We start from the raw sequence: 24090 nt of genomic DNA on the forward strand, positions 1-24090 counted from the left end.
TCCCTTACCAATTTCGATATATGTCCATTCATTGTCAACGTATCCGGTTTATCATGATCCGACGTTTCCTTGTTCACCAGAGCCAAATATGGTAAGGCCTACCCTTCCTCATCCATTTCTAATACTCCATGAATCCACTGAAATCGACCACCCTTGTCTTTAACATCTCCTGCGCCCTAGCCTTTCTCTTTCTCCTTTGGGGCGCCATGGCCCCGAAACATTTAGCGAAAATAACCGGGACATTCCAAGCAGCACTTCTTGATTCGTTTGGCTGGCTATATGTTCTGGCAGCAACAGGTTTTCTTGTTTGTGCGTTCTGTCTGATCTTTTCTCGATGGGGTGATATTCCGCTTGGGCCGGATGGAGCCAAGGCTGAATTTCCTCTCCACACTTGGTTTGCCATGCTGTTTTGCGCAGGCATGGGCATTGGGCTCGTATTCTGGGGAGTTGCCGAACCCACGTCCCATTTTCATGATCCGCCCGTCGGCGAGGGAGGAACTCCGCAAGCTGCCCGCTTGGCACTGCAATATTCCTTTTTCCATTGGGGCCTTCATCCATGGGGCATTTACACCATGGTGGGCATGGCCCTGGCCTATTTCCAATTTCGAAAAGGCACACCAGGACTGTTTAGCTCAGGTTGCCAGCCGGTTCTCGGCAGACATGCCACTGGACGGCTGGGAACCACCGTGGATGTCATCGCCGTCTTTGCCACAGTTTTCGGTGTGGCAACCTCACTGGGGTTTGGAGCGGTGCAAATCAGCGGTGGATTATCCTATGTTTTTGACATACCCAATACCCTCACGACTCAATTAGCCGTCATCGCCATTGTGACCGTGCTCTTCATGCTCTCCGCACAAACCGGACTCCAACGAGGCATCAAATACCTTAGTAATTTAAATATGATATTGGCGCTGTCTCTCCTGTTATTCCTGCTTTTTCTCGGCCCGACCCACTTCATTATGACGGTGTTTCCCTCGACATTCGGAAACTACATCCAAAACCTTCCGACAATGAGCCTGAATCTGGCACCCTTCCGAGATTCGACCTGGATTCACAACTGGACATTATTTTATTGGGCATGGTGGATCGCCTGGGCCCCATTTGTGGGCACCTTCATCGCGAGAATTTCAAAAGGGCGGACTGTGCGTCAATTCGTGTTGGGTGTCTTGCTTGTTCCGTCACTCTTTTGTGCATTTTGGTTCACAGTTTTTGGCGGAACCGGTATCGCAGTAGAACTGTTCCAGGACACGCCTCTGAAAGCCATCATGGAAACGGAGGGCATCGAGGTCCTGCTATTTACGGTATTAGAGCAATATCCAATGGGCACGGTCATGTCGCTCATCGCCATTTTTTTGATTGGCACCTTTTTCATCACCTCAGCGGATTCGGCAACCTTCGTGCTAGGGACACTCACCACCAACGGTAGCCTCAACCCACCCAACCGGATCAAATTCACCTGGGGAATTATTCAATCTCTGTCGGCCGCCATCCTCCTGTGGTCCGGCGGCCTCAAAGGCCTGCAAACCGGCGCTATTCTGGCCGCCTTTCCGTTTGTCTTTGTCATCATTATCCTCATCATCTCCCTTCTCAAATCTTTCAAGGAGGAAACTAGGTAGGCTCGACGCGACAAGGATCCTCATCTCTCAATGGTTGATTTGATCCAAAAAAATCGCTATTACTGCTAGTCTCTTCAACCCCATAAACATATACCTGTCACGGAATTATTAGAGAGGAATCAATGAAGTTAGATTCGCTTCCAAAAGAGTTTACACCTTACAAACAGTTAGAAATTGCCACGAACAAATTAATAGATGGTGTTGCATTGGTATCAGTAAATGGGTTTATTCCAGTTTTAATTGGAAAAGGTGAAACTCCGGAGATTTGGGTGACCATTCCTGCGGACCAAAAAGGAACAGAATGGCGACCAATAGTCAGTAAAAACGAATCGTTGCTTGATGTGATTTCGGTCAGAATCAAGGGAAAAGTGATCCAGGTAGCCATGTCGGACAGCATTGTTCTTGAAGTCAAAGAAATCACAAGCGAGAGTGCGGAAATTTCTCAATGTAACCTTCGGCCATTTGGCATAAATGTGTTTTTAGAAGATGACTGTCTGAAAGTCATGACTAACCGGTATTCAGGCAACACCATAACCGGGGCAACAATATTTATTGATGTGGGGAAAGGATAACCACAGCAAGATGAATCGAGATAACCTCGAAGGACCGAATATTTCATGATGGTCAACGCTCATCATGAGCCAAAATTCTTTGATGGTGCGATTAAATTCCTTTTGTGATCAGGCGGCCTCAAAGACCTGCAAGCCGGCACTATCCTGACCGCCTTTCCTACTTGTCCTTGTCATCATTTTTCTCATGATCTCCCACTCCAATCTTTCCATGGAAAAACCCATATTTTGCCAACGCTTAACCTGCACGATCTGGGTTTCAAATTATTTCCATGCATGGTTTCTTACATTCCGCCTTGAGAACATAGGGTTTTTCCCTCCACAACAATAAAGGCGCCCTTCCTGGCGCGGCAAGCAATACTTCGCCTGCCTTGGCGAAACCCGCCGACACAAAAAATCTCGTTAGGCAGTACGAGGTGGGAACACAAGTGCAACGGATTCTCCGAACAGTTCTTTTGTTCTGGCAAATCTCAAGATGGATTCCCGACCCACATGGAAACTCTGTAAGGCCAGAAACAGAAATTCTCAATGATCCAATTCTCATTCCGGACTTGCACCATCTCCCCTTTATTGACAGAATGACTCTAGAACGTCCCATAAAAGGGACCAATGAATCCTACTTGACTCAAGTAAGCGGGCAAATCTGAAAGGAGCAATCATGACTGAACCTGACACGAGTCTCCCACATATCACCACAACCGAAACCTTGGTGAGATTTTATGTCCTCCTCTCCCAATACATCGATCGTTGCCTGGATGAGGCCACCAAACGCTCACTCCCGGAAGGAGAATTTCAAAAACATCTGGCCGAGACTCACACTCAGGTGACGGAGCTTCTCACGACCAACCGGGTGGTCAAAAACAAAGCGGAGACAGAGTTTCAACGGATCACGACCCTCTGTGAACAATTTTTGAAAACCCCGAACGATCCGACCCTTAAAAGTAGTCTGCACCACGAACATGACGTTCTGAGAATAAAAATGTTGGCATTGAGCGACCTCCTAGCGGTGTTTCGATCGGTATAGCCTATACCACCACCCGCAACAGACGACCTTTTTCCTGCCTCATTGACCGCCCAAAAAATCGTGTGGTAACGTCGACCTTCGGGTTTTCCCTAATGGTAGGGGAACAGGTAAAGTCCAGATTTCTCCACTTGGAACAGACATGGTCGACTCAGTCGCTGAACATATCTCTGCCCTGGACGACGAGGATTGGGGGGTGCGGGAAGACGCTGCGGTAGCCCTCGGACGTCTTGGCGATCCCCGCAGCGTTCAACCATTGATTCGGACGCTTCGTGACTCGGATCGGGCCGTGCGGGAGGCCGCAACTGCAGCCCTAAAAGCGCTTGGCGAACCGGCCATTCTCTCATTAGGTTTTTGCCTTCAGGATCTGGATCCTCAGGTTCAGGAGTCGGCTGCGTGCATCCTGGCCGATATTGCCAACGAACAGGTCTTAGATCCCTTGTTGTCCGCGGCATTAAATCCTAACTGGATTGTGCGCATGTCGGCAGCCAAAGGCCTTAGTCGCATTCAGAACTCTCAAGCCATCGATACCTTAATTTTGCTTCTCCAGGATAAAGTGCCGGCCGTGCGAGAGGAAGCGGGACGGGCCATACAGACCATCGGCAATACCAGCATTCCAAAATTGTTGGAAAAATTACAGGATCAAAATTGGAAAATCCGGTTGCGGGCGGTGGAAGCGTTAACCCTGTTGAAACCCCTGGAAGCGGTAGGACATCTGATGATTCTGGTTCTCGAAGATTCCGATACAGCCGTGCGCCAGGACGCCGTGCGAGCACTCGGACAGATAGGCGATCCCCGTGCCATTCCTTTATTGCTATCGTCGCTTGCCCTCGAAACCCCATCACTCAAATTACCCTCGATTGAAGCACTTGGCCAGCTCAGATCCACCGAAGCCATTCCCATGTTAATCGCCTTGGTCAACTCGCTACCCAAGGAAGCCTACGAAGATCGCATGGAAGGATGCACCGACCCTCAATATAAAGAAGATCTCCCTCCCCTGGAAGCCGCCATCAGGGCCCTGGGAAAGATTCGTGATCCACAGGCTATTCCCGCCCTTATTCAAGCGTTGCAGAGTACACTCTTGCGGACAGAAGCCGCCGAAGCCCTTACGCAGTTTGGCCAAACAGCCGTGAATCCATTGTTACATCTCTTAAAAACGACCAAGAATGACAATCTCCGTCGTCATGTGTTGGAATCCCTCTCTCACCTTGGCTGGAGGCCGGGACAGATACGCATCTAACTGAAAGACCTGACGATGCCGAAGGAAACATTCGAAACCATCATTTCTGAACTGGATCATGAGGAAGATTGGCGCCGAATGCGGGCCACCTCCACCTGCATGAAAGGTGGACCCAAGGCCGTTGAGGCCATAATTCACGCCATGGCGACGGGCTCTTCTCATTACAAGGTGGAAGCGGCAAAAATGTTAGCCCGCCTACGAGACCCCCGAGCCGGCCAGGCCCTCGCTCATGTCCTGAAGGATGAGGATGAACAGGTGAAACAGGCAGCCGTAGATGCCTTGGAGCATATGGCTGGCATTTTGGATGAAGCCACCGCGTCTGCACTTTTAGAGTATTTACGCGACGATACTCTCCAGGAAAAAGTCACGGCTCTACTCGGTGTGATTCCCACTTCTATCGGCCCTCTGTCGGAACGGCTCAAAGATCCCGATCCGGCCATCCGTCTCCGGGCCGCAGAGATTCTCGCCCACCTCCTTGACCCTCGATCCGCCAATGCGTTTGTTGATGCCATGTCCGACCCCGATCTCCGTGACCTGGCCACCGATACCTTGCGCAAATTGGGTGCGATTCGGGAACGTGTCGATCAAACCATGGACGACCTGCGGGCGGTGGACGAATCCGAGTTGAAAGAAGGCGTCCGGCAGGAAGCGGTTATTCAATTGCATCGTATCGGACGGCCAATCGTTGAAATTCTGATTGAATACCTGGAGGACGATGACTGGGTGGTTCGGGAAGCCGCCGCTGACACCCTTGGCAAAATTGGCGATATTCGCGCAGTGGAACCGCTAATGATCCGGCTCCGGTCTGACAAAGACACGGGGGTGAAAGAACATGCACTGAAATCCCTTGGGCTCATCGGCGATCCACGGCCGGTAGAATTATTCATAGAATCCATTCCCATTCGCCCTCTTCGCATCCTCGCTGTCGAAGCTCTGGAGAAAGTGAAAGATATCGAAGTCCTGAGACCCCATATGGAATTATTTGCCCGATTAAAAACCGACCGGGACGGCTTGATTTCCTATAATTCCGGGGTCATCCTTGACAAACTCGAGGCTGCCACTGCACAAATGAACATGGCTGAAGAGACCTGGGCCGCAAAGGAATAAAGGAGTGATGACCCATGACGGAAGGTAACCACGTAGACCCCTTATTGTCGGCACTTCGCGATGACAATGAAGCCCTTCGAAATCATGCCGCTTCTAGACTCGGAGAAGCCGGGTCAGAAGCTATTCCCAAGCTGATTAATATGTTCCTGGAAGACGATTGTGTGGTGCGTGAGGCAGCCACGAGTGCATTGGTTCAAATTGGGGAACCGGCGGTTGATCCCTTGATCGAGGCGTTAAAAGATGATGAAGAATGGTCTGTTCGGGAACAGGCAGCCACTGCTCTCGGGAAACTCCGTGCAATTAAATCGGTGGAACCTTTGATACAAGCCCTCCGCCTTGACAAGGATGGAGGCGTGCGCACCGCTGCCATCTGGGCATTAGAACGCATTGGTCATCCTGATGCCGTTCCCGCCTTGGTGGATGCCTTGATGGACGCGACTCTACGTGAGGATGCCGCAAGAGTGTTAAAAAAATTGGGAGATTCCCGCGCGACTGATGCTCTGGTGGAGGGCTTACAGGCCTCAAACTGGATTGTGCGCCGGCACGCGGCAGAGGCGTTAGGGAAAATTGGCGATCCTCGCAGCTTAGATCCTTTAATTCATGCTCTGGCCGATGAGGACTGGTTGGTTCGTCGGAATGCCGCAGAATCACTGGCTCGCTTCAAGGATAGTCGAGCCATCGATCCCTTGGTCCCCTTGCTCGAAGATGAAAATGAAATGGTTCGGGACACAGCCGAAGGTGCCCTGGCAAGCTTGGGATGGACACCCGGTTCTTTCCATTCATAGTACATTACAATCAATGCTCTTTTGGCTTTTTTTTAACTCTCACTAAGGACACTGACACATTATGGCTAATGAAGCACCCGCAAAACTCATTTCGATCGGGCCCAAGAGCGGCACGAAAAAAGATGGGTTTAATCTTGTGACCGAAAACGTCACCGCGATCAATCTTGAGACAAATCAAATTGAGGTCGAACTCTTGGCGTACGATGGGAAGACCGTTCTTATGGATGTCGGTGAAGAGGCTGCCGAAGACCTTAAAAAGATCAAAATCGGTGACGGTGCGACTCTTCGCGTCGTGGAAGAAGATGGCAAACGAATCGTCAAAAGTTTTCGTATCCGCTCTAAAGACCCCAATATTCAACGAGCCGATGCTGCGCTGCAGGATCTTACCGATACGCACTGGCTCAATCGCAAGCATGCCATTGAAGTCCTTGGCGAACTTCGGGTGGAAGCAGCCGTGAAACCGTTGGTGGAAATGCTCAGCGATGAAGTCGGTGACGTTCGGCAGCGTGCTTATGAGGCCTTGATCAAAATAGGAGCTCCCTGCGTCCCTGACGTCATACCCCTTTTGGTCTCCGAAGATGATGACCTTCGACAATCGGCAACCGAAATTCTTCGAAAGATTGGAAAACCCGCGGTGGAGCCTTTGGCCCGGGCATTAGGGGAGGCTGATGAAAAACTTCAAAAACGCATCATGAAGGTGTTGGACCGCATGGGCTATAAACGCAAATAGGGTACTCGGCAGGGAAAACCAAAGCCGACATCCGCTCGCGTACAAGACCCAGTAGGCAACTGGACGCGCCTTTTGCTTTAATCCTGACTGTTTCTTTGTACAGGCTTGCCAACGGTTTCGAGCAAGAAACGTATCTTGCGATCCCCTAGATTTTTTGAGAAGGATGGGTTCCCACGGTTTTTCGACCCACCGAAAGATAATAAAATCCCTTATCTTCCATCCGTTGTGATTCATAGACATTGCGAAGATCAATGAAAATCCGGGAGTTCACCGCCGCCCCAACCCGATCAAAATCCAAATTTCTAAATTGGTTCCATTCCGTGACTAACACCACGGCATCCGCCCCTTCCATCGTGTGATAGGCATCCTGACAGGGGACCATGGTCGGCAATACCTTCATTGATATCTCCAAGGCCTCCGGATCGTAGGTCCGCACGGTCCCGCCCGCTTTCATGATCTGCTCTGCAAGGAACAGGGCCGGTGAATCCCGGATATCGTCCGTGTTGGGTTTAAAGGCCAATCCGAGCATGGCAATGGTTTTTCCGCCTAACTCTCCAACGGCTTCTCGTATTTTCTCCATCATCCGGACTCGCTGATCGTCGTTCACTCGTTTGGTGGCCTTGGCTATGGTCATTTCATAATCATTTTCGTTTCCGATATTGATCAGTGCGGCCGTATCCTTTCCAAAACACGACCCTCCATATCCTGGACCCGCATGCAGAAATTTCGACCCGATTCGTTTATCTAATCCCATCCCTTTGGCCACCATTTGCACATCGGCTCCCACCCGTTCACAGAGGTTGGCCATTTCATTAATAAATGAGATTTTCGTGGCCAAAAACACATTCGAAGCGTATTTGATCATTTCAGCGGTTGGAATATCAGTAATCACAATAGGCGTTTCAAGGATATACAAGGGACGGTACAAATCTTTCATAATCGCCACCGACTCAGGACTGTCGGCCCCAATCACCACCCGATTGGGCCGCATGAAATCCTCAATCGCCGATCCTTCCCGAAGAAATTCAGGATTCGAGACCACGCCAAAACTAGAGGCGGTTTCCTGGTTTGCCTGAATAATCGATCGAATACGTTTGGCCGTTCCGACCGGGACGGTGGATTTGGTCACAACCACCTTATATCCGGTCATCCGGGTTCCCACATTTTTGGCCACTTCATCGATAAAGGACAGATCGGCAGACCCGTCCTCACGGGAGGGGGTTCCCACGGCAATAAAAATGACGAGGGCTTCATCAACGGCTTTGTGTAAATCGGTGGTAAATCGAAGACGGCCGGCCGTCAGATTCTTGGTCACGAGTTCGGAGAGGCCTGGCTCAAAAAATGGCACCTTGCCTTTCTCTAAAGCCGCAATCCGTTTGGCATCCGTATCCATACACAGCACATTCAAGCCGAATTCCGCAAAACAAGCCCCTGTGACCAATCCAACGTACCCCGTTCCTATCACGCTGACATACATGAACCTATCCTCCTTGATCTCAATATGATATTCCCATTTTACTCGGTTAAAATCTTATTGCACTTAAAAAAGAACGAATAAGTATACCCTATTCAATGTTGCTTGACAGCCTCCAGGGTGCCAACTAGAATCAGTTCAAAATTTCCAACCGAGCGGGAATAGCTCAGTGGTAGAGCATCGCCTTGCCAAGGCGAGGGTCGGGGGTTCAAATCCCCTTTCCCGCTCCAATTCAAGCGGATTTTTCCCCTTCATTACGATTTCTACTTCTCACCTCTCACTTGCTGGGCGGGTGGGGTTCAACTTTTATATTCATGCCGTCTAATGGCTCCCAAAGGCATTCCTCCTTGGTTGGACCGGGAATTTTTACCAATATTTCTAAGTCCTCATTCAAATCTTTGAGAAAATCTTTCATTTGGCCGACTGTCATGGTTCATGCCTTTCTATAAAGAAAGTTAAAAATTTTCCCCCTGTTGTCACTTCTATTCTTTCCTATTCTACCTTAAAGGATATGTAGGCCCTGACGGGTCTCATCACTGTATTTTTTTCTGTTTTTCCGCGCATAGGGCAGCATTTATTTCTTTCCTTCAGTCGGTCACCAAAATCACCCACCACGGCGTGGATTCTTCATGCATCCGGGAAAACTGCCGTGCCGTAAAACTGCTGGGAACGCCTTCCAACACTGCTCCACGTCGAATTTCCACATACCTGAACCGGCAAGACATCTGCACATCTTCCTTTTTCGAACCCACAAAAGGCATAGGATCTCGCAGATTGGCCACCCGGGAAAGGTCTTTTCTCTCCCCGACAGCCATGGTGGACAACTCCTCATAGACTTTCCCAAAAATTTCCGGAAGGAGGGCTTTGGTAAAAATCTCATTTCTTGGGCGGAATCGATCATCGGCCAGCAACTGGCTGAGCATCTCCCAAAAAACCTCATCATCGATAGCCGAAAAAACGCTTACCCTGCTTCGTTCGGCCATGAATCCTAACAGGGCCAGGGGACCCAGAATGTCAAATTTCCAATCGGGGAAGGTTAATGTGCGTCCCTGGTGGGATACCTCTAAAACGGCTTCCCCTTCATAGCGACTCTGGTGATAATTCCCCCGGCTGGATTGAAGATGTGCCTTGATAATTTCAGGAGCCAAGCGACTGGGTTCATAGGCGAAGGTGGGATTGGCCGGAGCATGGCAGGTACTGATAGTGTAACGGGGCAACCGCCCTTTGCTCTTCGAAAATGTTTCCAGGCCCATGCCGCCCCAAAATTTAAAGCGTAATTCTTCGGGCGGGTAGCTCTGTAAATTTCGCTCACGATCCAGATTTTTGTGATAGAGGCCGCCCACCCGAGATCCGGGCATCAACCGATCAAACGCATGCAAAGTCAGTGAAGTACGTTGCGTCCGTAAATACGGGATATAGTGATCCACCAATTCCTGCTCAAAGGACAAATCTCCAGCCCCGACATCTAACAGGGATGGTGTGGCCGTATGCCTTAAAGCGTCATAGGGATTTGAGACATTCCAAATAATTTCCTCCCATCGGGCTTCGGGCAGCTCTTCCGGATTTTCCTTACTTCCGCCATTGACTAAGAGTCCCCATACCATGAGCGCACGCACGGCCTTGGAAGGGGGAAAGCCGGTCAATTCTTTGAGGACCTTGTTCCCCTCTTTGCTTCCGGTGGGTGTCGAGAATTGTTGCAGGGCATCGACTAATCGATCGCGAAGGGAAGGATCAAGAGGGACCTCTTGTATATGATGAATAAGTGCGGGCAGCATGATTTGTAAGGTTTCAGGAACCATGCATTTCCTACTTGCCTCCCAGTGGTGTGGAGAGGATTCCCGACTGACCTTGATTGTCTCCCGAAATGCCGCCAAACCGAGTCGCGGATCATCCATAATGTGTCATCCCTTATGGAAGTGTTGAAAAAGGTCGCCAGCGGCGTTCTCGCTACTTGGCCGTACTCACGTTCTCCTTCGTACGCTCCTTCCGTCCAAGTGACTGCGGCCTTCCCTTCGGCATGACTCAGGGCAAGACTGGACGCACCTTTTTGAACACTCCATGATTTTCTTCCAGTGGGTCTCAGTCCTCACATGTGAATGAAAAGGCCAAATATTTGAATCATTCAACCGCCCCCTGCTGACAGTCCCCTAATTCTATTCTTCACGCACCTTAGCCGCTCTGAATATTCTGAAACAACCGAAGGACTTCCGAAATATTGCCCAAAGGAGAGAACTATGCTACACCTTGCCTCGTTATGATCACCCCTTATTTTCCACGTGCGAAACAACACTTCCTCTCCCTACTCCTGGGCATCATGGTGATGAGCGCCAACGCCGGATGTGCGACATCACAAGCCAACCCGCCGACATTTGCAGTCAACCACATCTACGATGTCTCCCGGCAGAAAGCCATCACATTCGACGATCTTCTCCCCCAACTATTAGCCGCCGATGTGATTTATATCGGCGAAGAACATTATACCCCCTCACATCTTGAGGCAGCCCAGACAATCCTGAATGCTCTCCTTGCCCATGACCGGCACCCGGTGCTGGCCATGGAAATGTTTAGTTGGGATGGACAATCCGGGCTAGACCGGTACATTCAAGAATCCGAATTTACGACAGAACAAATGATAAAGGATTCACAATGGAACACGAATTGGGGTGGGGAGTTTTCAGATTATCAATCGTTGGTGACCTTTGCTAAATCGCATAAACTCAAAATTTTTGGTCTTAACCCGCCACGTCCCCTTGTTCGCCTTGTCGCCACAAAGGGGTTAACCGAAGCCTTGCAAGATCCAGAAATGCGAAAATGGCCAATTCAAGAAATTGTGACCGATAACCCCGCATATGAGCAATTGATCTTTGAACAAATTGAAGCGTGCCATCCTGGCTTGCCAAAGCACGTGTATCGCCGAATCTTCGAAGCATCCATCTTCCGGGATGAGGGCATGGCTCAGATTATCGCCAATTACCTCAACACGCGATCCCGGACTGACGGACCACTGGTGAGCTACACGGGTGGCGGTCATATTCAGTATAAGATCCCTGTCCCTAAGAGAGTGGAACGAAAGCACCCCGGCGCCAAATCCATTACCATTTATCTCGAAGCATGGGATCCCTCCAAAGAACAGGAGGTTCGTTCGGAGATGCAAACCGGCATTGCCGATTTTCTCTGGCTTACCCCTTTGGGCCCCCAAGGCCTTCAGCCCCGTTGCGGCTAACTGTATGTATCCCCAAATTTCTTGAAGAATAAAGGAGAACCAAGTACATGGGCGACCCAATTATCATTGCACAACGAATCCCTTACGTCCTGGACATGGAACCGGGAACCTATTATTGGTGCCGATGTGGGCGATCAAAAACCCAGCCGTTTTGTGATGGGTCTCACACCGGAACCGAATATTCCCCAATCGAGGTGGAACTCAAAGAACCACAAAAGGTGGCTTGGTGCGGGTGCAAGCACAGCAAAAAATCCCCATTCTGCGACGGGACACATTCCAGACTGGAGTCGTAAAATACGGCCCTCGGCCCATTGAAAATTCAGCCAGATATTTTAAACAATCGCGTAGGCCCTGCTTGGATCCTTCATGTAATACCGAGGTCTTCGATTGCTACCATACTCAATACTTCCTCGCAAATTTATGTATTTTAAGCTAGCATAAATAATCTAATTATAATTTACTATTCAATGACTTGCATCACGGAAATAAAATTTACTACAATCCACAACGATTGTGGGTAGCTGATCTTGTTATTGGAATGCTATCCCAAAAATAAAGTTGTGTAAGAAATTTTCAATGTCCGAAAGTGAGGATTTTCGTATGAGGCGGATTACTAGCTTTCTGAGTGCTTTTCTTGTATTAGCCGCAAACCCAGCCTTTGCCAATGCACCAGGCGGAGGATATGAGGGGATTACGGCCATGTACTACGGAATGATCGGAATTATCCTGGCTTACGGGGTCTATGACATTTTCTTCAAAAAGTCATAACGCCTCCCGCATTCCATAACACACCATTGAGAGAATTCCACTTCTTACCCCTTCCCAATCAGGGGAGGGGTGGCATCTATTCCTTGGCCTGATGACTCGATCCAGTTTTGAGTAAAGGCTCCAATGTTTGGAAAACATTCTGAGCCACAATGGTATAGCCTTCTGCCGTAGGATGAACTCCATCTGCCTGATTTAAGCCAGGTTGAGCAGCCACTCCATCTAATAAAAATGGAACCAGTGGAAGACTCAATTCCTTGGCCAGCCGTTCATACATTTCAAAAAACTCCCCCGTGTAGGCTTCGCCATAATTTGGCGGAATGCGCATCCCCGCTAAAATGACCATCACCCCTGCATTCCGCAACCGGTCAATTATGCTACGAAGATTTGCATAAGTCTGTTCCAGGGGTAAGCCCCGGAGTCCATCATTGACTCCCAATTCTAATATGACAACCGTCGGCTGATTTTTTAAAATCCACTCTACCCGTCGCAATCCTCCCGCTGAGGTTTCTCCACTAACCCCGGCATTAACCACCTCATAGTAAAATCCACGTTCCTGTAAATGTTTTTCCAATTGAGCCGGATAGGACTCCTCCGATGACACGCCCAATCCAGCCGTTAAGCTATCACCAAAGGCTACGATTTTTGGAAGAGATTCCTCCTTTCGCACCATTGGTTCGGATAAAGATGGTTCGGCCGGGAATTGGGCCTGAGGGTCTAACAAGTCGGAACTGCGATTCATGGACTCTGATAGACCGGGTGAAGGACTCTCCTCAGGGCCACACCCCCAGATTCCCAGACAGAAGAGCACGAGGACTGATAGGATGCATGTATGCATAATAGCTGGATAGGATCTCTTAACTCTATTATTCACCATTTGAACCGATTTGTGTAATCAACGTGAATGTTTTTTCATCGTCTACCTCCTCTTCGCTCTCTTTGACCGCCCAATCTCCAGCATCCCAGCTTCTCATTTCCGTCAGTCATCTTGGAATGCAGCTTCAGGCGGGGAGCCATTCCGTCCAGATTTTACAGGACATTTCCTTCGAGGTCTTTACTAATCAGGTTGTTGCTATTGTCGGACCGTCCGGAAGCGGTAAATCAACTCTCCTGGGATTGCTTGCAGGCCTCGACCGACCAACTCAGGGGTCTATCCGCATTCACCAGACCGACATCACGACCTTAAGCGAGACCGAAATGGCGCACTTTCGACGCAAGCACATCGGCTATGTGTTTCAAGCCTTTCATCTCATTCCCACTTTGACGGCACTGGAAAATGTGGCACTCCCTTTAGAATTGCAAGGAATAACCACGGGCAACTTACGAGCCAAAACACTGTTACAATCCGTCGGACTCGAACATCGTCTCCACCATTATCCCGTTCAACTCTCCGGTGGGGAACAGCAACGTGTGGCCCTGGCACGCGCCTTTATTGTCCGCCCTCCCCTCCTGCTTGCAGACGAACCCACCGGCAATCTGGATAGTTCAACCGGGGCAATGGTGATTGATCTGCTGTGGGAACTTCATCAACAACACGGCAGCACTCTCGTCTTAGTCACTCACGACATGTCATTGGCCGCTCGGGCTCAACGTATCCTAACCTTGCGGGATGGAGCAATGGTGAACGAGACGACCCCTCCGCTGTTATCCTCCGGCTCAGAGGCATGATCCCTGTTTCTGTCAAACTCGCCTGGCGGGAAATCCAGAGCGCCTGGTCTCGGTTTCTATTTTTATTTCTCTGCATTGCACTTGGTGTCGGCGCCATTGTGGCCGTGGACCTGTTTGCCGTGAATGTCGCACAAGTCATTCTGGGGGATACCCGTGCTCTATTAGGCGGTGATATCGAGCTATCATGGCGGCGGGCGATTTCAGACAAGGGCCATAAAGTGCTGGACTCCCTCACCGACCGGGACATCGTTCTCTCGCACGTGACTGAAATCGCCGCAATGGCGACGGTGAACAACCCTACCTCCCAAGCGGCCCTCCCGAAAATGGCTTCTCAATTGGTGGAACTCAAGGCCATAGATTCTGCGTATCCTCTCTATGGTCGGTTGGTAGCGGAGCCTGATCTCCCGACAGCGCAACTGCTGGATCCGATTCAATCCGGTTGTGGTCGCTCGCCGTGTTTTGGAGCACTTGTCCAGGAATCCTTGCTGATCCGGCTCAATCTGACCGTTGGCAGCGAGCTGCAGATTGGCCAAGGAAACTTCCTTATTACCGCCGTACTGAACAAGGAACCCGACAAGATTGCCAATGGATTTAGTTTGGGCCCCCGGGTCATGATTTCCCAGGACGCGCTCAAGGCCACCGCGTTGATCCAAACCGGAAGCCGGATTCAGGAACGATATCGTCTGTCCTTATCCAACTCCACTTCTCTTGAGCCTTTGATGGGTGAGTTACGCGGGCGTCTCAGCCAGGAAGGGGCCCGGGTCACCTCATTTCGCGATGCCCAGCCACGACTCCGCCGGTTCCTTGACCAATTAAATCTCTATCTGGGGCTTATCGGTTTTACGATCTTATTGGTCGGTGGGATCGGAGTGGCTTGCACGATTCAAGGATTCCTCACACAAAAAATACCCATTATTGCCACACTCAAAACCCTGGGAGCCGATTCTTCACAAATCATTCGCCTTTACCTCACGCAAAGCCTCATCCTGGGAGGGATTGGCAGTCTTCTTGGGGTCATAGTCGGCGTAGTCCTCCACCGAGGCTTACCGCTATTGCTTCAAGGCATTATTCCTGAAACCATGCCGATGAATCCTACTGTCACTCCAATCCTTCGGGGGATCGTTCTTGGCATCCTCGCCACACTGGCCTTCTCACTCTGGCCTCTGTTGGCCATTCGTCATGTCTCTCCGGCATTGGTGAATCGACAAACAGTGACCCACTCCCAGAATATAGCCAACACCCAATCCAGACTTACCCGATGGCGGACCATCCTTACGCATTGGTGGAATGACCGGGCACAGGTCATGGTCGGCATCAGCATGATGGTGGGAGTGACCGGCCTGGCCATGTGGCAAGCCCGCTCACTGACCCTCGGTTTATTTTTTTCCGTTGCCTGTGCGGTGGCCGTTCTCCTCCTCATCGGAGGCACGGGGGTACTGTATGGCATTCTCCGGCATGTGCCGATTCCTCAGCGGTATTTGTTGCGTCATGCAGTGAGAAATCTTCAACGGCCTGGAAACTTTACCAAAGCCATGACGTTGGCCATTGGAATAGGTGTCATGCTTTTAACCACGCTAACCATTGTGCAACGGTCCCTACTTGATCTGATAGGAAACCAGATACCCTCTCAGGCTCCTTCATTTTTTTTCATAGACATCCAACCAGACCAACATTCCCAATTTGAGGACGTGCTACAACAACAATTCCCGGATTCACCGTATAATTTAGTTCCGGTGGTGAGGTCTCGTCTCACCGCCATCAACGGGAAACCCATCGATCCGGAAGAGCATAAAGGCCAACGAAACGGATGGTATTTCACCAGGGAATACGTCTTGACGACATCCCGGAATCTTCCCAAAGATAACGTCCTCACTGAGGGGCAATGGTGGGATCACACCAACCAATCAGACGCGGATGGAGCGATGAAAACGCCCTCAGATTTCCCCTTGGTCTCCGTGGAGGAAGAGGCCGCCAAAAACCTGGGGCTCACCCTAGGCTCAACCCTGACGTTGGATATTCAAGGGGTACCACTTGTCGCAAAAGTGGGCAGCCTTCGACAGGTCGATTGGGGGAGTTTTTCCATAAATTTTTTCATGATTCTCCAGCCTGGGTCTTTTGACGGTGCCCCGTTCACCTACATTGCCACAACCAGAGTGCCAACAACTCTCGAGGTCCCCTTACAACAAGCCATCGTCGCCGTCCTGCCCAATGTCACAGCCATCAAGGTGGGAGATGTGCTGGAGAGTATTGGTCGGATCTTTCACCAATTGGCCCTGGGGATCCAAGCCTTGGCTTTTCTATGTCTGGTCACCGGCGGCGTAGTCATGATTGCGGCGATTTCCATTAACCGGTACCGGCGTCTTCATGAATTGGCAATCGTGAAAGCCCTGGGAGCAAGTCGCGGGCTACTGGTATTTTCGCTGGGAGTTGAATTCGGTGTCATTGGAGCCTTTGCAGGCCTGGTTGGACTAGGATTGGGGTGTCTCCTCTCCTGGTCTCTCTTGTACTTCTTTTTTGACCTGACCTGGACTGTCGATCTCATCATATTGAGCACAGGCTTGCTTTTGACAATTTTACTATGCCTCGCGACGGGCTTTCTCGGAACGTATCGGTTGCTGGGCTTCCCTCCCCTGTCCGTCCTCCGTCAAGAATAGTCAGGGGCTGTTGAAAAAGTCCGCCAGCTGCGTTCTCAGCCCTTTGTCGTGCTCACGTAACAACCTGTACGTTCCGCGCGCCAAATGGCCTGCGGCCTTGCTGGTCGAATCTTATTGAACAGCCCCAAGAAGATGCCGGCATTTCCTCATCCCGATGAACCGAGATTAACTGACCGTGTGCAAATTTCGAATGTTCAACAAGCCTCTTTCGCCAAAGCCCAACCCCTGAACCTCACAAGTGCCCATTTTTCTCCTAATCCTTGAGCCCCTCCCCGATGTTATCCATTTAGATACAGACTGTATGGTGTTGAGTAACAACCTGTCCCACAACTGATGCCCTAATACCTCATCCTCTTTACATTTTTTAAAGAAATTCAAAACCCATTATAAAAATTTTGCTCTCCATTCATCAGAATTTCAATGAGTTACATGTATGATAACCTTAAACTGATCTCTCGCTTTCTCTTTGGGTACATTCTTTGCTTTGTAATGTAAATACCAGAGCAACCACAAAACATTTGAGGGAAGCCATGGAAATTATTTTAGCCATCTGTATCACAGGCATTGGAATCTTCGGAGGAATGCTCGTCATTTGGAATGGTCAGAACTCTGTACCTTCTAAGGCACTTGGCACTTCCCATACACGGTAGAGAGATGGCCAAAACAGATCTGTGCGTACCCGATAGTTGTTCATGAGCCATCTTTGAGTGATTTCACCAACGGTGAATCAATCTTGAATGGGTTCGATCCATCAGGATGGTGGATTCAGTCATAGGGTAAAAAAGGAGACCTTGATGTCAAAAAACATACTCATTATTGATGATGATGAAATGAGTCGCGGATTGCTCCGGATGGTCCTGGAATATGATGGATGTCAGTGCGTGGAAGCCGAAAACGGAGCCAGAGGGTTATCACTTCTTGAATCAAAAACTTTTGATATTGTGATTCTGGATAATGCGATGCCTGTCATGACCGGCATGGATTTTTTGGACCGGTTACAGCATATCCCACGCAAACCCGACATCCCCATCATTATGGTGACCGGGTTCCTCAACGCCGTCGTCCGCGAAAACGCCACCCGCTTAGGAGCCTATGCGATAATCGGTAAACCGTATGATTTTGGTGAATTACGGGCCATTGTCACTCAATTATGTCCTTCAGCCGGTTCTCCACAACCCCCTTCCTTTTTGTTGGCCAACATGTCCCAAACCTATAGCCCCCCTCCGGCTTGAGACAGGGTTGAAGGAATCATTCATTTAAAAACTGCGCTCTCCGGGGCTATTGTCCAAATAACTGTTTCAGAACATCCGCTCCGTCTTGTAAGAGTTGTTGTAATTCCTGTTCATCCCCCTGAAGGGCTTTCTCAATCCTCCGCTCCACGTTCGTTTTGACCTGATGCCCAAAGGATTGCGTATCCAATTGCAGTAGCGGTTTCTGAACGGTTCCCATAACGGTAAAAGGCAGCACCAACCTTCCCTGATGCCACGCAACTTTGGCCATCGGAAACCGCTGAATAATCCGGTCGCCGATCGTCCGTGAAACAGCCAGATTGCCTTGCAGACTCAACGATTCATCAAAGGCGAGACTTCCCACCCCTGTCATTGAGAAATCTGGTGCCTCAACGGTCAATTGCCGAATCATCAGTCCCTTGCCTTCCAGTTCCACGTTGGTATCAATCAAGGAAAATTTTGTCGCACCGGTGGATTCCTCCAGAAGGTCCGGTAGCTGAAGGGCATCTTCAATCCCTTGCATGACATCAAATCCAACTAATTGCCCATCCCGGATCATCAATCGGATTGGTCCGGTCATCTTTAGTGGCCCGGAGGGGGAGTGTGCCGCTCGCGCCACCGTCCAATGCAATTCTCCCACACCGGTCAACCGGGGTGAGGAAGACCGTAAAGCCTGAGTAATTGATTCAACCGCAAAATTCGTGAACGTTCCCTGGAACGAGAGCAAGGGAACAGTTGGTGTCCCATCCCACCTTCCATGGGCCTCAAGATTTCCCCTAAACGCTTGAGCCTTGAGGAACACCAGGTCCACCCTTGTCTCTTGGATCACCGTTTCAAACCGAATCTGCTCCAGTGAAAAGGGGCGGTGCACGGAAAGCGCCCAGGGAAGATCTTCGGAGGCCAGAGCAGGGGCCTCACCTGACAAAATCAGACGTCCAGGGGTACCTTGACCCGAAAGGTGAATCGTCGCCCCACCCGTTTGGAGATCAACGGTCAACGGATCAATCCTCACTCCTGTAAACGATTTCGGGGACCCCTTGGAGATCAGAGATGCCATCAGATGAGCCTGAAGGTCCTTGACGAACACAGGTTTATCCAACGCTATATTCAGGGGCATGTCATCCGTCGATAGGTCTGGAATCTGCACGTCCAACTCAAGTCTTCCATCAATCACCTGGCCCTTTGCGGTTCCCTCTACACGACCTATGCTGCCCGCGAGATCGATCATTGGAAGATCAACAGTGGATTGAAGGGGGCCAAATCGCCCGGTCATTTCCAATGGGAGCTGATTGGGCATCACCACGCCCTTCACGTGCAGACTGGCCATCTGTCCCAATTGAACCGAATTCGTGACCAACTCCAGTTGCTCAAGGTGGTAGGAACGGAATGGTTCTTTGGCACGATCCTCATACTGTAGGATTCCTCCACTCATAGAGAACCGCTCCACCGCAAACACACCGAATAAGGGCTTGAAAGCATTGGCTGGATTCGAACCCCCCTTCTCAGGGGGCTGAAGAGCCGGATCGTTTCCGATGGTGGCCATATTCAACGCCCCATCATGCCTGCGGATGACGTGGACTCTCGGATCATGGAAACGCACATGTTCAACCTGAATGTGCCGGCGCAACAGGGGGAGCCACCGAATCTCCACCTCAGCCGAAGGAATCGTGACAAACGCCTGAGGACTGAACGCCGGGTCATCCCCTATTGTCAGATTTCGCACCCGAAAACCCAGTTGTGGAAAAACCGTCAAGCGGACATCCTGAACATCCACCGGTCGATGAAGGGCCTGCTCCAGAAAGGGGAGATACCGATCCCGATACCGATTCAAATCCAGCAAAACCGGAAGAAGCAGGATGACCACAATCACCAGGCCAATGAGGATAGCGAGACCAACCATGATAGTACTCTTCACGAAGACATGCTCCCGTCATGAGCCAGAGGATTCGGTAGTTTACCATGTTCTATTTCTCTCCGTAGATAAACCATCCTAAGATATCGACACCTCAAGGACTATCAGGTATCTTCAAGGGCCAACAATCACACAAAGAGGATATTTTCCTGTGACCACTGTGAGTGAACCGTCTTCCCCTCTTCCGATTCGTCATGTCGTATTAGTCGACGCCTCAGGCTACATTTTCAGGGCCTTTCATGCCATCAAGATTTTGAACAGTCCGAATGGCACTCCCGTCAACGCCGTCTATGGATACATCACCATGTTGATGAAACTCTTAGAAGATATGCAACCCGACCACATCGCCATCATCTTTGACTCCGCACGCAAAACCTTTCGAAACGATCTGGCCCCCAGCTACAAGGCCAATCGCAGCGAACCACCTGAGGAGTTGGTGCCTCAATTTTCTCTCGTCCGGGAGGCGACACGAGCTTTTAATTTTGATTGCATTGAACTGAACGGTTTCGAAGCCGACGATCTGATCGCTACCTACGCAAAACATGCCATGGAAGCCGGCGCGAATGTGACCATCGTGTCATCGGACAAAGATCTTATGCAGTTAGTATCAGAACAGGTCAGTATGTTCGACCCGATCAAAAGCCGAAAGATCGGTCCCGAGCAAGTTCTGGAAAAATTCGGTGTGCCACCTGAGAAAGTTGTCGACGTGCAGTCCTTGGCAGGAGATTCGACGGACAATGTGCCCGGGGTCCCGGGTATCGGCATCAAAACAGCCGCGCAACTCATTCAGGAATATGGTGACCTGGACACCCTCCTTGCGCGCGCCTCTGAAATCAAGCAAAACAAGCGACGGGAAAGCCTCATTGAGCATGCCGATAAGGCCCGCCTCTCCCGTGAATTAGTCCGGCTTCGTTCCGATGTCCCGCTGCCTTTTCCGCTTGAACAATTAGAGCGACGCCAGCCGAACATGGAATTATTAGTCAACTTCCTCAATGAACAAGGATTCAAATCGATTCTGGCTCGCATACAAAGCCGCGTGAAGGGTGAACAGGAACCCGGGATCACTCCTTCTCCAACACCGGCCAGCGATGCACCAGCCACGAAAGATTCCGAACCAAGGCCGCTGCCTACCCAAGCCCAGTACGAATTAATTCAAAGAGTGTCGGCCCTTCAAGGCTGGATAGATGAGGCGACTCGTCGCGGGGTGGTGGCCGTCGACTGCGAAACCACCTCTCTCGATCAAACCAGAGCTGAGTTGGTTGGGTTCTCACTGAGCCTGGAACCCGGCCAAGCCTGTTATGTACCTGTGGGGCATGTGGCCCCGGGATCCACGTCGCATCAGGATTTGCTCTCACACGATACGTCTGCTGCCTTACCGGAAAGACCGGAACAGATTCCCCTTCAACAGGCGCTCGACATCCTTGGGCCACTGCTGACAGACCCCGGTGTGCTCAAGATCGGGCACAATATCAAATACGATATGGTGGTGTTTCGCCGATATGGCCTCAACGTGTCTCCCGTGGACGATACCATGCTGCTCTCATACGTCTTAGAAGGTGGCATGCATGGCCATGGCATGGACGAACTAGCCGAACATTTTTTGGGCCATACAACGATCAAATTTAAAGACGTCACGGGTACCGGAAAGTCTCAAATCACGTTTGATCAGGTTCCTTTAGAAAAAGCGTTGGAATACGCGGCGGAAGATGCCGAAGTGACCCTGCGGCTGCATCAGGTCCTCAAGCCTCGTCTCATCAGTGAACACATGACCACCGTCTACGAAACGCTCGAGCGTCACTTAATTCCCGTGCTGGCGACCATGGAGCAAACAGGTATCAAAGTCGATGTGTCTCAACTCAAACAGGTCAGCCAGGAGTTTTCTCTTCGTCTACGGGAATTGGAACAAGAGATCCATCGCCTGGCCGGAAAGACCTTCAATGTTGGTTCCCCCAAACAACTCGGCGAAGTGATGTTTGACGACCTCGCCTTGGGAGGGGGTCAAAAAGGCAAAGCCGGCAGCTATAGCACGGGGGTCGATGTCCTCGAATCCTTAGCCGCCCAAGGCCATGAACTCCCGTCACGGGTCCTGGAATGGCGGCATTTGGAAAAACTGCGCAGCACGTATGCCGATGCGCTCATCCGTCAAATCAATCCCGACACGAACCGGGTGCATACCTCCTATGCCATGGCATCTGCCGCAACGGGAAGACTCTCCTCCACAGACCCCAATCTCCAGAACATTCCTATTCGCACCGAAGAAGGTCGAAGAATCCGGCGCGCCTTTGTCGCGGAACCTGGTTGGACACTGCTTTCGCTGGATTATTCACAGATTGAACTGCGTCTGCTCGCCCACGTCGCGGATATTCCCGTACTCAAGAAAGCCTTTTGGGATGGCCACGATATTCATGCACTCACCGCCAGCCAGGTCTTCGGCATTCCCCTGGAACAGATGGATCCGGGAATTCGACGTAAAGCCAAGGCGATAAATTTCGGCATCATTTATGGAATCAGCGCCTTCGGGTTGGCCCGCCAATTGAGCGTGGAGCCGGGCGAAGCCGCTGCCTACATCAAAACCTATTTTGAACAGTATCCCGGCATCCAGGATTACATGGAGCGCACCAAACAATTTTGCCGACAACATGGATACGTCCAGACATTGTTTGGACGTCGGTGCCATGTCCCTGGCATTCATGATAAAAATCCCGCCAGACGAAATTTCTCTGAACGAGCGGCCATCAATGCCCCATTGCAAGGCACGGCGGCCGACATCCTGAAGCGGGCCATGATCCGCGTACCCGCAGCATTGGCACAGCATGGGCTATCCCCCAAGGCGAAAATGCTGTTAACCGTCCACGATGAGTTATTATTCGAGGTAGAAGAAGGGGCGGTCGAGCAAACCACTGCGGTCATCAAGCAGGTCATGGAAGGGGCCACACTGCCTGCCCTACAATTGTCGATCCCGCTCACGGTCGAAGCCGGACAGGGTCACTCCTGGGACAAAGCCCATTAGAGGTTAGGCTCTTCAGGAAATCGTGTGAGTTGTTCGGGCAACACGGATCTGGCAAGGACCCCCTCCTTTGTAAGGAGGGGTAAGGGGAGGTAGAAACGCTCTATGCCAACATGCCGCAAGTGCTGCTGGCGGCATAACATGGGCACACAGTTGAATCTCTACCCCACCTTTAAATCCTCTTCGGGATGAAACCCCTTACAAAGGGGAGGAATATTTCGGCACATGTTCTCAAGCATTGGCCGATGGGTTTGCCCACACTAAACCCGGAAGAACCAAAGGATAAAGGGAGAAGGCAAACGTGAAACGTAAGGGGTAAGGGACCGGAGGATCCTTCCCACTCACTCCTTACTTTTACTTCTCCCGCACGGGTTCACTTTTCAGGAATGGAGGTATATACTTTTGGTGATACCTGGAAGGAGGGAGAGATGAGTAAAGTGTTATCCCTAAAACTCGACGAAAACGCCTACCAAGAAACTGAAGCCATTCGAAAACGTTTGAACATGCCTCGAAACCTGTATATCAAAAAAGCTCTGGCTCACTTCAACGCCCTCTACGCAAGAAAAGCGTTGGCCCAGGACTATCAAAAGGCCTCCCAGCAGGTATCCGCTGCTCATCTCGCCTATTTGAAAGAAACCGAACTTCTCGATGATCTGCCAAACAACCTATGACGCCCCAATATGGCCATCTGTATTTGGCAGACTTGAATCCACGATTTGGAACCGAAGCCGGAAAGATTAGACCGGTTGTCGTCGTTCAAACTGATGCTTTGAATCCCTATCACCTTTCCACGCTCATTTGTCCATTAACCACTCAGGTGCTTGATGTCCACACTCCCCTTCGAGTATCAATTCCTGAAGGGGTCTCAGGGCTGACCGCCATCTCTGACATTTTAGTGGATCAAATCAAGGCCATTGATAATCAACGCTTTCGCAAAGAACTCGGTGCGCTACCCGATCCGTATCTTGCAGAACTTCGAAAAAAACTATTGCAAATCTTGGACTTTGTCGAAGAGAGTCTCTCTTTGGCACCGCCCACTTGAGTCATATCCCATATTCAGAAACCCATGGGTGACCAAAATGCAAACATG

General features: G+C 50.5%; 20 protein-coding genes and 1 tRNA gene. 17 read left to right on the top strand and 4 right to left on the bottom strand.

Annotation, left to right across the window (positions count from 1 at the left end; translation table 11 throughout):
• Positions 1-137: 137 nt before the first annotated feature.
• The 7 genes from ACTRXD_RS01205 (at position 138) to ACTRXD_RS01235 (ending at position 7068) form a co-directional block, all read left to right on the top strand.
• Entirely contained in the window at positions 138-1616 is a 1479-nt protein-coding gene (locus ACTRXD_RS01205) for a glycine betaine uptake BCCT transporter (protein WP_442430087.1), read from the top strand.
• Positions 1617-1738: 122 nt separating this feature from the next.
• Positions 1739-2188: a hypothetical protein gene (locus ACTRXD_RS01210; RefSeq protein ID WP_442430054.1), complete on the top strand. Its 450-nt coding sequence runs from the start codon at positions 1739-1741 to the stop codon at positions 2186-2188.
• A gap of 655 nt (positions 2189-2843) precedes the next feature.
• Positions 2844-3209: a hypothetical protein gene (locus tag ACTRXD_RS01215; protein WP_442430055.1), complete on the top strand. Its 366-nt coding sequence runs from the start codon at positions 2844-2846 to the stop codon at positions 3207-3209.
• A gap of 139 nt (positions 3210-3348) precedes the next feature.
• Positions 3349-4446, top strand: coding sequence for a HEAT repeat domain-containing protein (locus ACTRXD_RS01220; RefSeq protein ID WP_442430056.1), 1098 nt, complete (start codon positions 3349-3351; stop codon positions 4444-4446).
• Positions 4447-4461: 15 nt separating this feature from the next.
• Positions 4462-5553 (top strand): HEAT repeat domain-containing protein, encoded by a 1092-nt coding sequence (locus tag ACTRXD_RS01225; protein WP_442430057.1) that lies wholly within the window; start codon positions 4462-4464, stop codon positions 5551-5553.
• Positions 5554-5567: 14 nt separating this feature from the next.
• Positions 5568-6338, top strand: coding sequence for a HEAT repeat domain-containing protein (locus ACTRXD_RS01230; protein ID WP_442430058.1), 771 nt, complete (start codon positions 5568-5570; stop codon positions 6336-6338).
• 61 nt (positions 6339-6399) lie between these two features.
• Complete coding sequence (locus tag ACTRXD_RS01235; protein WP_442430059.1) at positions 6400-7068, top strand: HEAT repeat domain-containing protein; 669 nt, start codon at positions 6400-6402, stop codon at positions 7066-7068.
• Positions 7069-7213: 145 nt separating this feature from the next.
• On the opposite strand, the gene ACTRXD_RS01240 is transcribed toward ACTRXD_RS01235, so the two are convergent.
• Complete coding sequence (locus ACTRXD_RS01240; RefSeq protein ID WP_442430060.1) at positions 7214-8545, bottom strand: UDP-glucose dehydrogenase family protein; 1332 nt, start codon at positions 8543-8545, stop codon at positions 7214-7216.
• Positions 8546-8697: 152 nt separating this feature from the next.
• On the opposite strand from ACTRXD_RS01240, the gene ACTRXD_RS01245 reads away from it, so the two are divergent.
• Positions 8698-8772 (top strand) — tRNA-Gly (locus ACTRXD_RS01245).
• Positions 8773-9129: 357 nt separating this feature from the next.
• On the opposite strand, the gene ACTRXD_RS01250 is transcribed toward ACTRXD_RS01245, so the two are convergent.
• Positions 9130-10437 carry a hypothetical protein gene (locus ACTRXD_RS01250; protein WP_442430061.1) on the bottom strand — a complete coding sequence of 436 codons (1308 nt, stop codon included), beginning with the start codon at positions 10435-10437 and terminating at the stop codon, positions 9130-9132.
• Between the two features lie 359 nt (positions 10438-10796).
• Here ACTRXD_RS01250 and ACTRXD_RS01255 point away from each other — a divergent pair, with 359 nt between their 5' ends.
• The 3 genes from ACTRXD_RS01255 to ACTRXD_RS01265 all read left to right on the top strand — a co-directional run bounded on the left by ACTRXD_RS01255 (position 10797) and on the right by ACTRXD_RS01265 (position 12533).
• Positions 10797-11765 carry a ChaN family lipoprotein gene (locus ACTRXD_RS01255; RefSeq protein WP_442430062.1) on the top strand — a complete coding sequence of 323 codons (969 nt, stop codon included), beginning with the start codon at positions 10797-10799 and terminating at the stop codon, positions 11763-11765.
• 47 nt (positions 11766-11812) lie between these two features.
• Positions 11813-12058 carry a CDGSH iron-sulfur domain-containing protein gene (locus ACTRXD_RS01260; RefSeq protein WP_442430063.1) on the top strand — a complete coding sequence of 82 codons (246 nt, stop codon included), beginning with the start codon at positions 11813-11815 and terminating at the stop codon, positions 12056-12058.
• 307 nt (positions 12059-12365) lie between these two features.
• The gene (locus ACTRXD_RS01265; protein ID WP_442430064.1) at positions 12366-12533 is read left to right on the top strand and encodes a hypothetical protein; all 168 of its coding nucleotides are present in this window, start codon (positions 12366-12368) and stop codon (positions 12531-12533) included.
• 76 nt (positions 12534-12609) lie between these two features.
• Here ACTRXD_RS01265 and ACTRXD_RS01270 read toward each other — a convergent pair whose 3' ends face one another.
• Positions 12610-13368, bottom strand: coding sequence for an arylesterase (locus ACTRXD_RS01270; protein WP_442430065.1), 759 nt, complete (start codon positions 13366-13368; stop codon positions 12610-12612).
• A gap of 62 nt (positions 13369-13430) precedes the next feature.
• Between ACTRXD_RS01270 and ACTRXD_RS01275 the strand changes: the two genes are divergently transcribed.
• The 3 genes from ACTRXD_RS01275 (at position 13431) to ACTRXD_RS01285 (ending at position 18084) form a co-directional block, all read left to right on the top strand.
• Entirely contained in the window at positions 13431-14198 is a 768-nt protein-coding gene (locus ACTRXD_RS01275; protein ID WP_442430066.1) for an ABC transporter ATP-binding protein, read from the top strand.
• Positions 14195-16852: an ABC transporter permease gene (locus ACTRXD_RS01280; protein WP_442430067.1), complete on the top strand. Its 2658-nt coding sequence runs from the start codon at positions 14195-14197 to the stop codon at positions 16850-16852. Before ACTRXD_RS01275 ends, ACTRXD_RS01280 begins: the two co-directional genes overlap by 4 nt.
• A 794-nt stretch (positions 16853-17646) precedes the next feature.
• On the top strand, positions 17647-18084 hold the full coding sequence (locus tag ACTRXD_RS01285; protein WP_442430068.1) for a response regulator: 438 nt from the start codon (positions 17647-17649) through the stop codon (positions 18082-18084).
• A 46-nt stretch (positions 18085-18130) separates the two neighbouring features.
• Here ACTRXD_RS01285 and ACTRXD_RS01290 read toward each other — a convergent pair whose 3' ends face one another.
• Positions 18131-19996 (bottom strand): AsmA family protein, encoded by a 1866-nt coding sequence (locus tag ACTRXD_RS01290; RefSeq protein WP_442430069.1) that lies wholly within the window; start codon positions 19994-19996, stop codon positions 18131-18133.
• 148 nt (positions 19997-20144) lie between these two features.
• On the opposite strand from ACTRXD_RS01290, the gene polA reads away from it, so the two are divergent.
• The 3 genes from polA (at position 20145) to ACTRXD_RS01305 (ending at position 24042) form a co-directional block, all read left to right on the top strand.
• Positions 20145-23003: a DNA polymerase I gene (polA, locus tag ACTRXD_RS01295; RefSeq protein WP_442430070.1), complete on the top strand. Its 2859-nt coding sequence runs from the start codon at positions 20145-20147 to the stop codon at positions 23001-23003.
• 425 nt (positions 23004-23428) lie between these two features.
• Positions 23429-23671, top strand: a complete 243-nt coding sequence (locus ACTRXD_RS01300) for a hypothetical protein (protein ID WP_442430071.1) — start codon at positions 23429-23431, stop codon at positions 23669-23671.
• Positions 23668-24042, top strand: coding sequence for a type II toxin-antitoxin system PemK/MazF family toxin (locus ACTRXD_RS01305; RefSeq protein WP_442430072.1), 375 nt, complete (start codon positions 23668-23670; stop codon positions 24040-24042). The genes ACTRXD_RS01300 and ACTRXD_RS01305 overlap by 4 nt, the downstream gene beginning before the upstream one ends.
• Positions 24043-24090: the final 48 nt, after the last annotated feature.

Origin of the sequence: Nitrospira sp. T9 (genome assembly GCF_052156535.1) — a bacterium.
Classification (GTDB): Bacteria; Nitrospirota; Nitrospiria; order Nitrospirales; family UBA8639; genus Nitrospira_E.

What these genes read in the sequence shown, in the direction of transcription:
- ACTRXD_RS01210 (WP_442430054.1), top strand. Translation starts at nt 1,739, where the DNA reads ATGAAGTTAGATTCGCTTCCAAAAGAGTTTACACCTTACAAACAGTTA.
- ACTRXD_RS01215 (WP_442430055.1), top strand. Translation starts at nt 2,844, where the DNA reads ATGACTGAACCTGACACGAGTCTCCCACATATCACCACAACCGAAACC.
- ACTRXD_RS01220 (WP_442430056.1), top strand. Translation starts at nt 3,349, where the DNA reads ATGGTCGACTCAGTCGCTGAACATATCTCTGCCCTGGACGACGAGGAT.
- ACTRXD_RS01225 (WP_442430057.1), top strand. Translation starts at nt 4,462, where the DNA reads ATGCCGAAGGAAACATTCGAAACCATCATTTCTGAACTGGATCATGAG.
- ACTRXD_RS01230 (WP_442430058.1), top strand. Translation starts at nt 5,568, where the DNA reads ATGACGGAAGGTAACCACGTAGACCCCTTATTGTCGGCACTTCGCGAT.
- ACTRXD_RS01235 (WP_442430059.1), top strand. Translation starts at nt 6,400, where the DNA reads ATGGCTAATGAAGCACCCGCAAAACTCATTTCGATCGGGCCCAAGAGC.
- ACTRXD_RS01240 (WP_442430060.1), bottom strand. Translation starts at nt 8,545, where the DNA reads ATGTATGTCAGCGTGATAGGAACGGGGTACGTTGGATTGGTCACAGGG.
- ACTRXD_RS01250 (WP_442430061.1), bottom strand. Translation starts at nt 10,437, where the DNA reads ATGGATGATCCGCGACTCGGTTTGGCGGCATTTCGGGAGACAATCAAG.
- ACTRXD_RS01255 (WP_442430062.1), top strand. Translation starts at nt 10,797, where the DNA reads ATGATCACCCCTTATTTTCCACGTGCGAAACAACACTTCCTCTCCCTA.
- ACTRXD_RS01260 (WP_442430063.1), top strand. Translation starts at nt 11,813, where the DNA reads ATGGGCGACCCAATTATCATTGCACAACGAATCCCTTACGTCCTGGAC.
- ACTRXD_RS01265 (WP_442430064.1), top strand. Translation starts at nt 12,366, where the DNA reads ATGAGGCGGATTACTAGCTTTCTGAGTGCTTTTCTTGTATTAGCCGCA.
- ACTRXD_RS01270 (WP_442430065.1), bottom strand. Translation starts at nt 13,368, where the DNA reads ATGCATACATGCATCCTATCAGTCCTCGTGCTCTTCTGTCTGGGAATC.
- ACTRXD_RS01280 (WP_442430067.1), top strand. Translation starts at nt 14,195, where the DNA reads ATGATCCCTGTTTCTGTCAAACTCGCCTGGCGGGAAATCCAGAGCGCC.
- ACTRXD_RS01285 (WP_442430068.1), top strand. Translation starts at nt 17,647, where the DNA reads ATGTCAAAAAACATACTCATTATTGATGATGATGAAATGAGTCGCGGA.
- ACTRXD_RS01300 (WP_442430071.1), top strand. Translation starts at nt 23,429, where the DNA reads ATGAGTAAAGTGTTATCCCTAAAACTCGACGAAAACGCCTACCAAGAA.
- ACTRXD_RS01305 (WP_442430072.1), top strand. Translation starts at nt 23,668, where the DNA reads ATGACGCCCCAATATGGCCATCTGTATTTGGCAGACTTGAATCCACGA.